The following is a 14,489-nucleotide window of genomic DNA, read 5'->3' as shown; positions in this document are numbered from 1 at the left end:
CGTTTGCTGTCTGGCAATGAGCAGCAAGCATCTCAGCAAAAACGTTGGAAAAAGTGATCTTTGAGGTCTGGTGGAAGTTGCTGGAAAGATGCTTGAATACGCTAACCGATCAGGAGGGTGGTGGGTCCATGGGTTTCGCCGAAAGCCTCAATGCGCTCGCATCGAAGGTTCGTGAAAAGAAGTCGGAGATCGAGACCGAGGAGGCGACGAAGAACGCGTTCATCATGCCCTTCATCTCGTCGGTGCTCGGCTACGACGTCTTCGATCCCGCCGAAGTTGTACCGGAATTCGTTGCGGATGTGGGGGTGAAGAAAGGCGAGAAGATCGACTATGCCGTCAAGAAGGACGGGGGCGTGCAGATCCTGGTCGAGTGCAAGAAGGTGGGTGAGCCGCTGAACGTCCACCACGCATCGCAGTTGTTCCGGTACTTCGCCGTCACTTCGGCCCGTATCGCGGTGCTCACGAACGGACAGGTGTACCAGGTGTACACCGACGGCGATGCTCCCAACCGGATGGACGAGAAGCCGTTCCTCGTTTTCGATCTTCTGGACATGGACAGAACTCTTGTTCCGGAGTTGCAGAAGCTGTCCAAGGAGTCGTTCGATCTCGATTCGGTGGTCAGCGCAGCCGAAGAACTCAAGTACATAGGCATGATCAAGCGGGTGCTGGCGGGTGAGGTGAAGGAGCCGTCCGACGAGTGGGTTCGCTTCTTCACATCACGTGTCTACGAGGGCAAGGCGACTCAGCGCGTCGTCGACCAATTCCGTGGTCTGGTAGCGAAAGCATCCACGCAGTACATCGGTGACCAGGTCAACGACCGTTTGAAGAATGCTCTGGGCGGCGAAGCGCCCGCCGTGATCGCGGATACCGCCGTAGCGCCGCAGCCGGAATCACAAGTCGGTCCGGACACCGAGATCGCCCTGGAGGTCGATTCCGACGTGGTGACGACCGAAGAAGAGCTCGAGGGCTTCAACATCGTTCGGGCGATCGGCGTGTCAGAAGTGGCCCCCGATCGCATCGTTCACCGCGATGCCAAAAGCTACTTCGCGGTTCTTCTCGACGACAACAATCGCAAGCCGATCATTCGCCTCCACCTGAACGGGAAGAGCACGAAGTTCGTGACCGTGTTCGAGGAGGGCGACCGGACGGGCGTCCGGCGCGACATCGCGACGGTCGTAGACATCTACCAGTTCGCCGACCAGATCAGGAAAACGATTCGCGGCTACATCGACGAGTAGGTTCCGAGGTGCGAGCGCAAACGGGTCCCTGTGCGCGAAAAAGGCGTACAGGGACTCGTTAAGTGCTCACGGGTCAGTCGTCCTCGTCGACGGCGTGGTGATCGTGATCGGCGGCGCCGCGTCGCCAGTACCCGTCGACCTTGACCTGTCCCTTGGGGAGGCCGAGTTCGCGAGTGAGATAGCGCCGGATCGGCTTGAGCGAGCCCGCTTCGCCTGCCACCCAGGCGAACACTTCGCCGTCGAGGAAGTCGGCGGCACGGACGGCGTCGTCGAGCAGCGTCGTGGTACCGGGTTCGGAGGTCCCGCGGTGCAGGTAGGTGACGGTGGCTCCGGGACGGCCGGACAGGTCGATCTCGGACGAGGCGTCGGCCACCTCGGCGAAGGCCAGCACCTGCTTGTCCGCGGGCAACTCCTCGAGCCACCGGGACAGCGCGGGCAGGGCGGTCTCGTCGGCCGCAAGCAGGTACCAGTCGTAGTCCGCCGGATACTTGTGCGAGCCGCGCGGCCCGAGCACACCGACGCGGTCACCGGGCTCGGCGGCCGCGGCCCAGTTGCCTGCGATGCCGTGCGTGTGCAGCACGAAGTCGAGCGTGAGTTCGAGTGCGTCGGCGTCGAATGCGCGGATCGTGTAGTCGCGCGACTGCGGGCGCGGCGCACCGGGGACGAGGCGCATGCCGTCCGGTCCGATCTCGGGCATCGTGATCTCGCCGGTCTCGGCGTCGGGGAAGAACAGTTTCACGTGGTCGTCGGGCGCCATCGTGAGGAAGGGGAACCCCTCGAGATCGCTGCCGCCGAGGACGACGCGGCGCATCGTCGGCGTCAGGCTCTCGGCGCGCACGACCTCGAGGCGACGCGGCTTCAGGTCGTACATCACGATTTCGACTTCGCCCCTGGCGGCGGGTCGGGTTTCGGGTGCCGTCGATTCGGTCATGCGATCTCTGGTCCTTTCGTAGTGCAATGCGAAGCCGTCCAACAGGATTCGTAGTTGACGGTCGAAATGCTGCCGGGGATGGTGGGCGCGGTCTCGCTCGACATCGGCCGAGGCGCGGCCGAGCACCGCGAGCCGCGCCTCGAGTGCCGCCTCGGCGCTCGGCAGACACGCTTGTGCGATCAGGAAGCCGTACTCTGCTGCCGTCGCGGCGATCGTGGACACGACGCTACGCGCGTCCGCGAGTTCGAAGCCGGCATCCACCAACCGCAACGCGACCCACTCGTTGCGCTGCACCGACGCGATCGACAGCCGGCGGCTGGCCGACCACGCCGAGAACAGTCCCGAGTGTCGTTCGTAGAGTCCCCAGCGGATGTCGCACTCCTCTTCGAGGAAGCGGCGCCAGCCCGCGGCGGGATCGGGACGCCGGGTGCGCGCAATGACGAGATCGATCGCCCCGACGACGATGTCGTCGAGTCCCTCGACGTGCCGGTACAGCGACGCGGTCGAACAGCCGAGGTCGTCGGCGATGCCGGTGATCGACACGACGCCGCCGGCGGCGACGGCGGCCGCGAGGATCGATTCGCGCGACAGGCGAGGCTTGGGGCCGGGTTTGCGCCGCGCGGGCCGGGTCACGACCGCCTCGCGATCCATCCGACCGTCACCCCGCGACCTGTGCCGAGCCGTTGCCGATGCGCCACGTGCGCGCCTGTTCCTGTTCGCGCCAGAACGCCGCATAGCGCCCGTCGGCAGCGAGGAGCGCGTCGTGTGTGCCGGATTCGGCGACACGTCCGGACTCGACGAAGCAGATGAGGTCGGCGCCCGCCACCGTGCCGAGCCGATGCGCGATCATGAGGACGGTGCGGCCGCGCGTGAGTTCGTCGATCGCGGCCTGCACTGCGGCCTCGCTGTCGCCGTCGAGGGCCGACGTCGGTTCGTCGAGCAGCACGACCGGCGCATCGCTCAGGAATGCGCGGGCCAGCGAGACACGTTGGCGCTCACCGCCGGACAGTGCGGCACCGTGCTCGCCGACACGCGTGTCCCACCCGTCGGGGAGTCGCGCGACGATCTCGTCGACGCGGGCGTGGCGTGCGGCGCGTGCGAGCGCGTCGTCGTCGGCCGCCGGATCCGCGACGAGGACGTTCTCGCGGATGGTGCCGTCGAACAGGTACACGTCCTGGAACACCATCGAGATGCGCGACATCAGGTCGTCGCTGCTCATGTCGCGCACGTCGACGTCGCCGAGGCACACGCTCCCGGCGTCGACGTCCCAGAACCGCGCGACCAGGCGCGCGAGCGTCGTCTTGCCGGAACCGGACGGGCCGACGACCGCGCACGTCGTGCCCGCGGGGACGTGCAGCGACACCGAGTCGAGGACCGCACGTTCGCGGGTGTACCCGAAGGACACGTCGTCGAAGGTCAGCGACGAGTCGCGCGGTGGTGCGTGCGGCGGCGACGGCACTGCCAGCGGCGGCGTCGCGAGCAACTCCTCGACCTCGCCGAGCGTGCGTTCGGCGGCCCAGATGACGCTGCCGCTACGGCCGAGCGCGGCGAGCGCATCGACCAGCAGCGCCGAGAACAGCACGACGCACACCGCGGCGGCCGTGGTCGTCGCGCCGTCCTCGGCTCGGGTGACGGCGACGAGCAGCACCGCGGTGGAGAAGAACGCACAGCCGACGACGAATGCGGACACTCCGACGATCGCGCCACGGAAGTACGCCGACGCGCCCTTGCGGACCTGCACGAGAGCGTCGACGAGTTCGGTGTTCGCGTCGCCGACGCGTCCGTGCGCGCGCAACACCGGTTGGTTCTGCGCGAATTCGACGAGCTGGCCGTTGATGCGGTCGGAGGCGGCGTCGCCCGTGACGGTCGCGCCGCGCAGCATCCGGACCGCGAGCCGGTAGAGCAGCGCGACGAACGCGAGGCCGACCGCGCCTACGAGTGCGGTCGGCAGATCGACGATCGCGAGCACGATCCACAGCGCCGCGCCGAGCGCGACGGCACGCAGGTTGATCGAGACGACGCCGTTGATCGTGAGCGACAACGCGTCGGCGGCATCCGACAGCAGCCGGGTGAGCCGGTCCTGATTCGCGGGGCCGAACCACCCGAGCGGCAGCGTGGTGGCGTGGTCGGTGACCTTGCGTTGCAGCACCGAGACGGCGGCGCTGGTGACAGCGCGCCGGCGTGCGTTGACGATCGTCTGCACCACGATCGACGCCGCGACGATCACGACGAGCAGCGCCGTCCACAACCACACGCGTGGAAACCGTTCGGCGAGCAGGTCGGTGACGAGAGGCACGAGCATCGCCAGGCCGACGGCCTCGAGCACGGCGGTGCCCGCGGTCGCGGCGAACGCGCCGCGCACGCGCGCGGCAGGCCCTTCGCCGACGACGACTGCCAGGGCGCGGAGCATCAGCACACTCCTTCACGGTCGGAAACGGCGGTGTGGGCCAGGTCGGGAGAAGCCTCACCCTGCTCCCACTGCCGTGCGTACCTGCCCCCGGCGGCCATCAGCTCGTCGTGGGTGCCGCGTTCGACGACGCGTCCGGCGTCGAGCACGACGATCGAGTCCGCATCGGCGACGGTCGCGAGCCGGTGTGCGATCACGAGCACCGTCTTGTCGCGCGCCAGGTCCGAGACCGCTTGCTGCACGCGAGCTTCCGACTCCGGGTCGGCAGCGGACGTCGGCTCGTCGAGGACCAGGACGGGCGCGTCCGCGAGGATCGCGCGCGCGATCGAGATGCGTTGGGCCTCGCCGCCGGAGAACGACACGTCGACACCGACCACGGCGTCGTATCCGCGGGGCTCGGCGGCGATCCGGTCGTGGATGCGTGCGGCCTTCGCAGCGGCGACGACGCGGTCGTCGCTCGCGTCGGGGTCGGCGAGCCGGATGTTGTCGGCGACCGAGCGGCGGAGCAGCCGCACGTCCTGGAACACGAAGCCGACCGTGCGGTACAGCTCGGCGGGGTCGAGATCGCGCACGTCGACGCCGTTCACCGTGATCGCGCCGGCGTCGACGTCCCAGAACCGCGGCAGCAGACGCGCGGTGGTCGACTTGCCGGAGCCCGAACGTCCGACGAGCGCGGTGATCGTGCCGGGCCGCAGTTCGAGGTCGACGCCGTCGAGGACCCTGGCGTCGGGGGAGTAGCCGAATCCGACGCCGTCGTAGCGCACGGTGACGCCGCCCTCGGTGGGGACGGTCGAGCCGCCCGCGGTGAGTTCGGGTTCGGCGAACACGCGCGCGACGGCGTCGGCGGTGGTGCGGCCGCGGCGCACGAGATTGCGCAGCGTCGGCACGAGCCACACCGAGCGCGACACGGTCCACGACAGCAGCAGGAACGGGATCAGGTCGATCGGCTCCGTGACACCGAGCGCGACGAGCCCGACACCGCACGCGGTGGTCCACGCGAGCATGAACGACCACGACGCGAGCACCGTGGGGGCTCGTGACGCGCGGTCGCGGGCGTCCTCGCGCGCGGCGTACGTGGCGGCGTACGCGTCGACGGCGGTGTCGACGCGACGGCCGGCGCCTGCGGTCTGCCCGAAGACCTTCCACACCGCCATGCCCTGGCCGAGTTCGGTGACGCGTTCGCTGAGCAGGCGGGCCGCGTCGCGATGGGCGGCTTCGGCTTCGGGCTCGCCCGGCCGCCCGCGCATCAGCAGCACGGTCGCGATGACGACGGGCACGACCATCGCGACGGCGAGCAGCGGAGCGACCCACGCGAGGTAGGCGAGCGCGAGGACGGACACGGTGAAGAACCGCGGCGCGAGCGGGATGCCTTCGCCGACGAGCCCGGTGAAGCCGCCGACGTCGCCCGCGACCATGCGGCGCAGCGCGCCCGCACTCGTGTGCGAGAACCAGCCCATCGGGACGCGCGTGAGGTGCGCGACGAGGCGACGGCGCGTGTCGAACTCGACCGCGCGTGCGGACGCGAAGCTGGTGGCGAACGACACGGCGTGGACGAGCGGCACGCCGAACCACGAGGCGACGGCCGCGATCACCCAGCCCCACGGTGTGGGATCGCCCGCGGCGAGTGCGCGGACCACCTCCGCTACCGCGACGAGGGCGAGGACGACGCCGAACCCGCACACGACCTGCAGTGCACCGGCGAACACGAGTCGCCCGCGTACCGGACGGAGCAGCCCCGCGAGCGCGGAACCCCCGGGCGATTCGTGCACGTCACGGGGTGCCTGCCCTGCGGGAAGTGACATCGAAAGCGGATCTCTTTCCTCTCGGGGCATCGATAAGGTAAACCTTACTCAATTGCGAATCAGTGTCGCAATTGTCGCGGCTCGTGCTCGCGGCATGTTCACCAACCCCGAGAAGGACCCATGTCTCCCTCACGCCCAGGCCGCAGGCTTCGCCGCGGCATGATCGCCCTCACCGCCGGGCTCGCGCTCGCGCTCACCGGTTGCAGCTCGTCCGACAGCGGTAGCGACGCGTCGACCGACACGTCCGCGGCCGACCGCACGGTCACCGACAGCGTCGGTGAAGTGGTGATCCCCGCCGACGCCGAGCGCATCGTCACGGTGCACCACATCGCGACGCAGCCGCTGATCAACCTGGGTGTCGTTCCGGTGGGCCGAGGCAAGGTCAAGGAGACCGACGTGGCGCCCGAGACGTGGGAGAAGATCAAGGACGTGCCCGTCGTGTCCGACGGCGCGTCGCCCAACGTGGAGCAGGTCGCGCAGCTGCAGCCCGACCTGATCATCGCGCACAACCGCATCGACGAGGCCGCGCTGAACTCGATGCGCGAGATCGCCCCGGTGCTCGTGATCGACATCGCCGGCCCGGGCCGCGCCGACTGGCAGGGCCGCGTGCACCTCGTCGCGGAGGCGCTCGGCAAGGAAGACGTCTTCGACGATCTCGTCGCGAAGTACGACGCACGTGCCGAGGAGGTCGCGAACGAGCATCGCGACGTGCTCGGCCGCGAGAAGTTCTCGCTGGTCGGTTCGTGGAATCCGGGTGTCTTCTCGGCGTACGGCTCGCAGAGCCACTTCGGCAGCGTCTTCGCCAAGGCGGGAGCGACCATCTCGCCCGCCGAGGAAGCGGCCACCGCGGACATCCCCGAGTTCGAGCTCGAGACGAGCACCGAACGCATGCCCGAACTCCTCGACGGCACCGTGCTGCTGCACGTCACCGACCTGCGCGGTCAGCCCAACGCCCAGCTCGCGACCGTGATGGCCGAGCCGATCTTCCAGTCGGTGCCCGCGGTGCAGGCCGATCGCGTCTTCCCCGGCGGCAAGGACACCGTCGGTGGTTTCGAGGACGCCAACTACAACCTCGACCAGTTCGACCAGGTGCTGACGCAGCTCGAATCACAGCAGTAGTCACGCACGCATGCGGCGGTGGACGGCTCAGCCGTCCACCGCCGCAGTGCAACGGAATGCCGAGGTGCGCACCGGCGCCGCGAATCGGGTGGTCACCTTGCCGCGGATCGATCCCCCGCAGTGCCGTCGCTGTGGCAGTCTCGGAGAGGGAAACTGCCCGTCGACGCACGGAAAAGGGGGTTGTCATGCCCACGAGTGGAAGCAACGACGAACCGCAGTTGAAAGATCAGGAAATGTACGAGGAATTGCGCAAAGAGGGCAATTCGAAGGAGAAGGCGGCGCGCATCTCGAATGCCGCGGCCGCGCGCGGCCGGTCGAATGTCGGCAAGTCGGGCGGCGAGTCCGGCTCGTACGAGGACTGGACGGTGGACGAACTGAAGGACCGCGCCAAGGAACTCGGCATCACCGGTTACTCGGATCTGAAAAAGGACGAGCTGATCGACGAGTTGCGCAACCACTGACAGTGGTCACTCGGCGCACTTCACCGGTGCACGAACGCGAAGTACGCGTCGCGGTCCGAGCCGGCCAGGTCGCTGTCGGCGGCGGTGTGGACGAATGCGAGCCGCTCGTCGTCGAAGATCGCGAACCAGTCGTCCCACGTGAGGTGTTCGATGTCTTCCGTGGGCGCACCGCCCGTGAAATCGAGGCGCAGCACGCCACCCGGGCCGCTCGCTTCGGCGGCGGGCACGCGGGCCGGGAAGCCGTCGTTGCTCTCGACCCAGCGGCGGATCGCGTCGTGATCCGTCGTCGTGACGCGCTCGTTCTCGGCCATGGTCACCGAATCTACCGTGAGAAGGAGCCCCGATGGCGCGAGTAGCAACCACCACCCGAGTCGGTCTCGAAGACCTGCTCGACTTCCTCCGCCCCCGTCACCGCATGATCCTGTCGACGCGACGCGCCGACGGATCGCCGCAGATGTCTCCGGTGTCCGGAGGTGTCGACGCGGACGGCCGGATCGTGATCTCGTCGTACCCCGAGCGGGCGAAGACCCGCAATGCGCGGGCGCGTCCACACGTCGACGTCCTCGTGCTGTCGGACGACTTCGACGCCGGGTGGGTGCAGATCTCCGGCACCGCCGAGATATTGGATGCACTCGACAGCGACGCCGACCCGTCGGTGCTCGACGCGTTCGAGGAGTACTACCGCTCGATCGCGGGTGAGCATCCGGACTGGGCGGAGTACCGTCAGGCGATGGTCGACCAGAAGAAGTCGCTGCTGCGGATCGAGCCGCAGTCCTGGGGTCCGATCGCGACCGGAGGATTCCCCCCGCGCGACAGCTGAGATCCCGCCCTGCCTCGTCGGATCAGGGCGACTGTAGGGTGAGCAACGGTGTGCCGGGAAGTCTGGTCGGCGGGTAATCGTCGACGGCTGAGGGGGACATGTGGTCCTGGTCTGGGTGCTTCTGGCGCTGGTAGCGTGCGCTGCGGTCGCGCCGGTGCTCGACCGGTGGGTCGGGCGCCTGACCGGCTGGGTGCTGGCCGGGGTCTTCGTGGTGCTCGGCGCGGTCCTGGCCGTGACGGTGGTTCCGGACTTGCAGGACGACGGCGTCCGCACGGTGAGCCTGCCGTGGATCCCGTCGGCCGGGATCGAGTTCTCGTTCCGGCTCGACGGCACCGCACTGCTCTTCCTGGTGCTGGTCATCGGCGTCGGCGCCTTGGTCATGGCCTATTCGGCCGGCTACTTCTCGCGCGGTCGTCACGGCAGCTTCTACGTCCTGATGTCGCTGTTCGCCGCGGCGATGTTCGGTCTCGTCCTCGCCGACGACATCGTGTTACTCGCAGTCTTCTGGGAGTTCACCACAATCTGCTCGTTCCTGCTCATCGGCAGATCGGGCGCCTACGCGGCGCCGCCGGCGGTCCGGACTTTCCTACTCACCGGCGCCGGCGGTCTCGCGCTGATCGCCGCAGTCGCCGTCATGTGGGCCTTCACCGGCACCACCAGCCTCAGCGCCATCCTCGCCGACCCGGTCTGGCATGAGAACAACGCGTTTTCCACTGCGGTGGCGGTGCTGATCATTCTCGCGGTTTTCACGAAATCGGCGCAGTTCCCGTTCCACTACTGGCTTCCCGACGCGATGGCCGCGGCGACACCGGTCAGCGCGTACCTGCACGCGGCCGCGATGGTGAAGGCAGGCATCTACCTGCTCATGCGCTTCTCGCCGGCGCTCAGCAGCAATACCGTCTGGCAGTCCACGCTCATCGCCGGTGGTTTGCTGACCGCCGTCATCGGTGCTGTTTTCGCCCTGCAGCGGCACGATCTGAAAGAACTGCTGGCGTACTCGACCGTGAGTCAGTTGGGCTTCCTGGTCGCGGTGATCGGAGTGGGGACCCCCACCGCGCTCGCTGCTGCCGGTGTGCACACTCTTGCCCACGCACTGTTCAAGGCGACGTTGTTCATGCTGGTCGGTGTGATCGATCGCGAGGTCGGTAGTCGCGACATCAGGGAGATGACCGGGTTGTGGCGGGTCATGCCGTTCACCGCGGTCCTGGCCGGGCTGTCGGCGGCGTCGATGGCAGGTCTGCCGCCCCTGCTCGGCTTCGTGTCCAAGGAAAACCTGTTCGGCGCCTACCTGGAGGCGCCGGGTCCTGCATGGGTGGGCCCCGCGGTCGGTGCCGTCGCGGTGGGGGCGGCTGTACTGACGTTCGCGTACTCCTTCCGCATCGTGTACGGCGCGTTCGGTGGGCCTACCGAACAGGTGCGCCTGTACGAGCAGAGGTCGATAGGATTCCGCCTCCCGGCCGCGGTCTCGTCGCTCGCCGGCCTCGTCCTGGGACTGCGGTCGGACTGGCTGGCACCGCTCGTCGACCGGATCGCGCTGGACACGCAGGGCGCGATCGGACACGTTCATCTGACGCTCTGGTACGGGTTCACTCCTGCATTGTGGATGTCCGTGATCACCATCGGACTCGGCGTCGTCGCCTTCTGGCAGCGCAGCCGGATCGACCGCCTGCTGGACCGCCGGCTGTTCCCGGTGGAGGGAACCCGTATGTTCGAGGCGGTCCTGACCGGATCGCGCTTCGCGGGTGGCTTCGTGGCGGACTACTCCCGTTCCCAGTCTCCGACACGGCACCTCGCCGCACCGCTGGTCGTCCTGGTGCTGGCCGGCGTGGCGATCGTCTCGACCGGCGTCGACGTTCCCCCTGTCGCCGGGGCGATCACCCGGCCGATCGACTGGCTCTTCCTGCTGTTGATCGCGGCGGGCGTGCTGGGCACGGTGATGATCCCGTCGCGTCTGGGGGCGCTGGCCGTCGTCGGCATCGTCGGCTTCTCCGTGGCTCTGGTGTTCTTCGAGCTCGGGGCCCCCGACGTCGGGCTCACTCAGATGCTGGTGGAAGTGCTCACCGTGGTGGTCGCCGTACTGGTGCTCCGCAGGCTGCCCCGCCGGTTCCGGAAGCCGTCGCAGATGCGGCGCTGGAGCGCGGCGGCGTTCGCCGTCGTCGCGGGCGTCGCGGCCTTCGCTGCCGTTTATCTCCTGACGGGTCGCCGGGATCGGTCGCCCGCGGCCGAATACTTCCTCACACAGACGGAGGACACCACCGGCGCGACGAACATCGTCAATTCGATCCTCGTCGACTTCCGTGCTCTGGACACGCTCGGCGAGTTGACCGTCCTCGGCGTCGCGGGCTTCATCGTTGTCGCGGTGCTGGACTCGTCGGATCTGCTGCCCACCCGCGCCCACCACGGTGGTGCCGCTCGTCGCGCGGTCGTCGATCCGACGGACAATTCCGTGCTCGCACGCACGGTCGGTCGCTGGGTGACGCCGGTACTGATCGTGCTCTCCGCATACCTGTTCTTGCGCGGACACTACGACCCCGGCGGCGGGTTCATCGCGGCGCTCGTCGGCGGCGCCGCATTCGCGCTCGCCTACTTGGCTGCGCCCAGCTCCGACCAGGCACCGATCAAGCTGCCGTATATCGGCTTGATCTGTGCGGGTGTCGCGGTCGCCACCGTGACCGGACTGCTCGGGTTCGTCGACGGTGGCTTCCTCACGCCGCTGCACGCGGAAATCCCGCTGCCGTGGGGTGGCTACTACCACTTCACCACTGCGATGGTGTTCGACGTCGGCGTGTACCTCGCCGTCATCGGCGTGATCCTGACATCGCTGAACAGGCTCGGCACGGACCCGACACCCGACCGCGAGGAGAACAGGGCGGTGTCCGCATGAGTATTGCCGTGATGATCGGTGTCCTTGTCGCCGGTGGCGTCTACCTGATTCTCCAGCGTGGAATGGTGCGGATCGTGTTCGGCTTCGTGCTGATCAGCCACGCAGCCAACCTGACTCTGATGGTGACCGGGGTGACCGCGAACCGTGACGCTCCGCTGCTTCACCTCTCCGACATCGCGAACATGGCCGATCCGTTGCCGCACGCATTCACGTTGACCGCCATCGTCATCTCGTTCGCGATCACCGTGTACATGCTCACTCTTGCCGCCGTGCGTCGCGGCCGGAGCACCGATGACGACACCGGCGACGACGAGGCCGACGCCGACGAGCAGGAGGAGCAGAGATGACGGAAACGTTCCTGCCTTTGGCCGTCGCGGTTCCGCTCTTGGCGGCCGCGGCCGCTGCCGCCACCGGCCGCGCTCTCGTGCGCACGATGCTGTTGATCGTGGTCGAGGCACTGGCTGCGGTGTTCGGAATTCTCCTCGTGATCGCGACATGGGACGGCGTCGTGTTGTCCGCCCAGGTCGGGCTGTGGGCGACGGGGATCGCGATCCCCTTCGTCGCCGACACCTTCGCCGCGGTGATGATCACGCTGACTGCGTTGTTGGGTCTGGTGTGCTCCGCCTACGGCATCGCTGCCGGTGACGGCGTCAACCGATACTTCAGCCCGCTCGTTCTGGTGCTGTCCGGTGGCGTGTTCGGCGCTCTGCTCACCGGTGATCTGTTCAATCTGTTCGTGTTCATCGAAGTGATGATCATGCCGTCGTACGGCTTGATTGCGGTCTTCGGTGGCCGCAAGCGACTCACCGCCGGACGTCTGTACGTGACCACCAACCTGCTCACGTCGACGATCTTCCTGTTCGGTGTCGGACTCGTGTATGGAACCGCAGGTACCGTCAACCTCGCCGAACTTGCCGGCGCCGCCCAAGAGGACGGCGCCGTCGCGGCCGGTGCCGCGGTGGTGCTGATCGCCCTGTCGGTGAAGGCGGCGACGATCCCGGTGCACGGATGGCTCACCAACAGCTACCCGCACGCGTCACCGGCGGTTCGCGCGTTGTTCTCCGGGCTGCACACCAAGGTCGCGGTGTATGCCGTCTACCGCATCTACTCGGTGGTGTTCGACGGCGACCGCACTTATCTGTGGATCTTCGTCGTGGTCGCGTGCATCACGATGACGCTCGGCGTGCTCGGTGGGATGGGCGAGCAGCGGGCGGGCCAGATCCTCGGCTTCCACATGGTCAGCCAGATGGGATACATCGTGCTCGGCGTCGGCCTGTTCGGTCCGATCGGCCTGGCGGCAGGCATCGCCTATCTGCTTCACCACATGGTGGTGAAGGCGGCGCTGTTCATGACGACCGGCGCCGTGCAGATCACCTACGGCTCCGACGAACTCGGCAAGGTTCGCGGACTCGCCCGCCGTGAGCCCTGGCTGGCGGTGGCGTTCTTCGGCGCGGCCCTGTCTGCGGCGGGTCTGCCGATCTTCTCCGGATTCGTGGCCAAACTCCTGATCACTCGTGCCGCCGTACTCGACGGCCAGTACGCTGCGGCCGGAATCGGTATCGCGGTCAGCTTCTTCACCCTGGTGCTCATGGTCACGATCTGGCGGAACATGTTCATGGGCACCTACACTCCGGTCTCGTCGCCCGAGTCCGCGACCGGCTCGCCGGAGGATTCCCGGCGCGTCGCGGTCCAAGAGAAGACCGATTCGCAGCCGAAGGCGGCTCGGCGCGTCCCGTGGATGCTCGTTGCTCCCCCTCTCCTGCTGACGCTCGTCTCGTTCGCGCTCGGCGTGGGGGCCGAAGGATTCCTCACGCTCGCCGACCAGGCTGCGGCCGGACTGGTCGACACCAGCGCCTACGTCGAGGCGGTGCGCGGATGACCTGGTTGACGTGGCCTCTGCGGCTGATCGGATTTGCCGGCTACTTCCTGTGGCTGCTGGTGAAATCCAATGCCGAGGTAATCACCGACGTGGTGACTCCGGCCGGTCGAATGGCGGCGGGCATCGCAAAGGTCCCGGTTCGGTGCCGCACGAACCTCGAGATCACGATGCTCGCAAACCTCATCTCCCTGACGCCGGGCACACTCACCCTTGCGGTGCATACCGGCGACGAGCCTGCGCTGTACGTGCACGGGATGTATGCGCCCGACCCGGACGAGTTCCGTGCGGAGATTCACGAGCTCGAAGACAGGATGCTGCACGCGATGCGCCGCGACGGTGATGGCGGAGCTCGTCGCGCTCCGAGATCGGAGGCACTGTGAACACTGTTGTCTGGATCGTCCTCGCGGTCGTCGCGCTGACGATGCTGCCCGCTGCGCACCGAATCCTGAAGGGGCCCACCGACGCCGATCGGGGTGCGGCCGCCGACATGATCTTCTTCGCCTTCGTCGGTGCGCTGGCGGTTCTCGGTCTGCAGATGGTGGAGGGACTGGTATTCGACTTGATGCTGATTGCGAGCGTGGTCGGCTTCCTGTCCACCATGTCCCTTGCGCGACTGATCACGAGGGGGCAGCGATGACAGTCGTCGGAACGGTCCTGTTGGTGCTCGGTGCGCTCGTTTTCGCGGCGGGCGCGATCGGTTTGGTACGCCTGCCCGACATGTACTCGCGCGTCAGTGCCATCACCACCGCGTCCGGTCTCGGCATCTCGCTGATCATCATCGGGGTGCTGTTCCTGGACCCGGGCTGGGGCAATGCCGTCAAGGCGCTCGCGGCGGTGGTGATCAACCTTGCGACTTCCGCGGTCGGAGGCAACGCGATCGGGCGTGCCGGGTACCTCGCGGGTGCGCCGTTGAGCGATCGCACCCGCTACGACGAGCTCGCGCGCTGA

Annotated in this window: 14 protein-coding genes; 10 read left to right on the top strand and 4 right to left on the bottom strand. The window is 67.7% G+C overall.

The features are described 5' to 3' along the window. Positions 1 to 128: 128 nt before the first annotated feature. Entirely contained in the window at positions 129 to 1,238 is a 1,110-nt protein-coding gene (locus HCA44_RS12150; protein ID WP_169648814.1) for a type I restriction enzyme HsdR N-terminal domain-containing protein, read from the top strand. Between the two features lie 73 nt (positions 1,239 to 1,311). Here HCA44_RS12150 and HCA44_RS21020 read toward each other — a convergent pair whose 3' ends face one another. Genes HCA44_RS21020 through HCA44_RS12135 form a run of 3 tightly spaced genes read right to left on the bottom strand, consistent with a single transcriptional unit; the run spans position 1,312 to position 6,378 of the window. Continuing rightward, complete coding sequence (locus tag HCA44_RS21020; protein ID WP_240945468.1) at positions 1,312 to 2,820, bottom strand: siderophore-interacting protein; 1,509 nt, start codon at positions 2,818 to 2,820, stop codon at positions 1,312 to 1,314. A gap of 7 nt (positions 2,821 to 2,827) precedes the next feature. Continuing rightward, positions 2,828 to 4,579 carry an ABC transporter ATP-binding protein gene (locus HCA44_RS12140; protein ID WP_169648813.1) on the bottom strand — a complete coding sequence of 584 codons (1,752 nt, stop codon included), beginning with the start codon at positions 4,577 to 4,579 and terminating at the stop codon, positions 2,828 to 2,830. After that, complete coding sequence (locus HCA44_RS12135; RefSeq protein WP_169648812.1) at positions 4,579 to 6,378, bottom strand: ABC transporter ATP-binding protein; 1,800 nt, start codon at positions 6,376 to 6,378, stop codon at positions 4,579 to 4,581. The genes HCA44_RS12140 and HCA44_RS12135 overlap by 1 nt, the downstream gene beginning before the upstream one ends. A 120-nt stretch (positions 6,379 to 6,498) precedes the next feature. Between HCA44_RS12135 and HCA44_RS12130 the strand changes: the two genes are divergently transcribed. Together HCA44_RS12130 and HCA44_RS12125 are read left to right on the top strand one after the other, a co-directional pair. Then, positions 6,499 to 7,497: an ABC transporter substrate-binding protein gene (locus HCA44_RS12130; protein ID WP_169648811.1), complete on the top strand. Its 999-nt coding sequence runs from the start codon at positions 6,499 to 6,501 to the stop codon at positions 7,495 to 7,497. Between the two features lie 185 nt (positions 7,498 to 7,682). Continuing rightward, positions 7,683 to 7,958 carry a Rho termination factor N-terminal domain-containing protein gene (locus tag HCA44_RS12125; RefSeq protein WP_169648810.1) on the top strand — a complete coding sequence of 92 codons (276 nt, stop codon included), beginning with the start codon at positions 7,683 to 7,685 and terminating at the stop codon, positions 7,956 to 7,958. A gap of 20 nt (positions 7,959 to 7,978) precedes the next feature. Here HCA44_RS12125 and HCA44_RS12120 read toward each other — a convergent pair whose 3' ends face one another. Continuing rightward, positions 7,979 to 8,269 carry a hypothetical protein gene (locus tag HCA44_RS12120; RefSeq protein WP_169648809.1) on the bottom strand — a complete coding sequence of 97 codons (291 nt, stop codon included), beginning with the start codon at positions 8,267 to 8,269 and terminating at the stop codon, positions 7,979 to 7,981. A gap of 32 nt (positions 8,270 to 8,301) precedes the next feature. On the opposite strand from HCA44_RS12120, the gene HCA44_RS12115 reads away from it, so the two are divergent. The 7 genes from HCA44_RS12115 to mnhG all read left to right on the top strand — a co-directional run bounded on the left by HCA44_RS12115 (position 8,302) and on the right by mnhG (position 14,489). Beyond that, a complete protein-coding gene (locus tag HCA44_RS12115; RefSeq protein WP_169648808.1) occupies positions 8,302 to 8,778 on the top strand; it encodes a PPOX class F420-dependent oxidoreductase in 477 nt (158 codons plus the stop codon). Between the two features lie 100 nt (positions 8,779 to 8,878). Next, a complete protein-coding gene (locus tag HCA44_RS12110; protein WP_169648807.1) occupies positions 8,879 to 11,662 on the top strand; it encodes a DUF4040 family protein in 2,784 nt (927 codons plus the stop codon). After that, positions 11,659 to 12,009: a cation:proton antiporter subunit C gene (locus HCA44_RS12105; RefSeq protein WP_169648806.1), complete on the top strand. Its 351-nt coding sequence runs from the start codon at positions 11,659 to 11,661 to the stop codon at positions 12,007 to 12,009. Before HCA44_RS12110 ends, HCA44_RS12105 begins: the two co-directional genes overlap by 4 nt. Then, positions 12,006 to 13,541 (top strand): monovalent cation/H+ antiporter subunit D family protein, encoded by a 1,536-nt coding sequence (locus HCA44_RS12100; RefSeq protein WP_169648805.1) that lies wholly within the window; start codon positions 12,006 to 12,008, stop codon positions 13,539 to 13,541. The genes HCA44_RS12105 and HCA44_RS12100 overlap by 4 nt, the downstream gene beginning before the upstream one ends. Then, entirely contained in the window at positions 13,538 to 13,921 is a 384-nt protein-coding gene (locus HCA44_RS12095; RefSeq protein ID WP_169648804.1) for a Na+/H+ antiporter subunit E, read from the top strand. Before HCA44_RS12100 ends, HCA44_RS12095 begins: the two co-directional genes overlap by 4 nt. Further along, a complete protein-coding gene (locus tag HCA44_RS12090) occupies positions 13,918 to 14,178 on the top strand; it encodes a monovalent cation/H+ antiporter complex subunit F (protein ID WP_346764690.1) in 261 nt (86 codons plus the stop codon). The genes HCA44_RS12095 and HCA44_RS12090 overlap by 4 nt, the downstream gene beginning before the upstream one ends. Next, the gene (gene mnhG / locus HCA44_RS12085) at positions 14,175 to 14,489 is read left to right on the top strand and encodes a monovalent cation/H(+) antiporter subunit G (protein ID WP_169648803.1); all 315 of its coding nucleotides are present in this window, start codon (positions 14,175 to 14,177) and stop codon (positions 14,487 to 14,489) included. The genes HCA44_RS12090 and mnhG overlap by 4 nt, the downstream gene beginning before the upstream one ends.

The sequence above is a fragment of the Rhodococcus sp. HNM0569 genome, assembly GCF_012726205.1.
Classification (GTDB): domain Bacteria; phylum Actinomycetota; class Actinomycetes; order Mycobacteriales; family Mycobacteriaceae; genus Rhodococcus_F.
The sequence above is the reverse complement of the archived record's forward strand: the minus strand, read 5'-3'. Positions and strand labels throughout refer to the sequence as shown.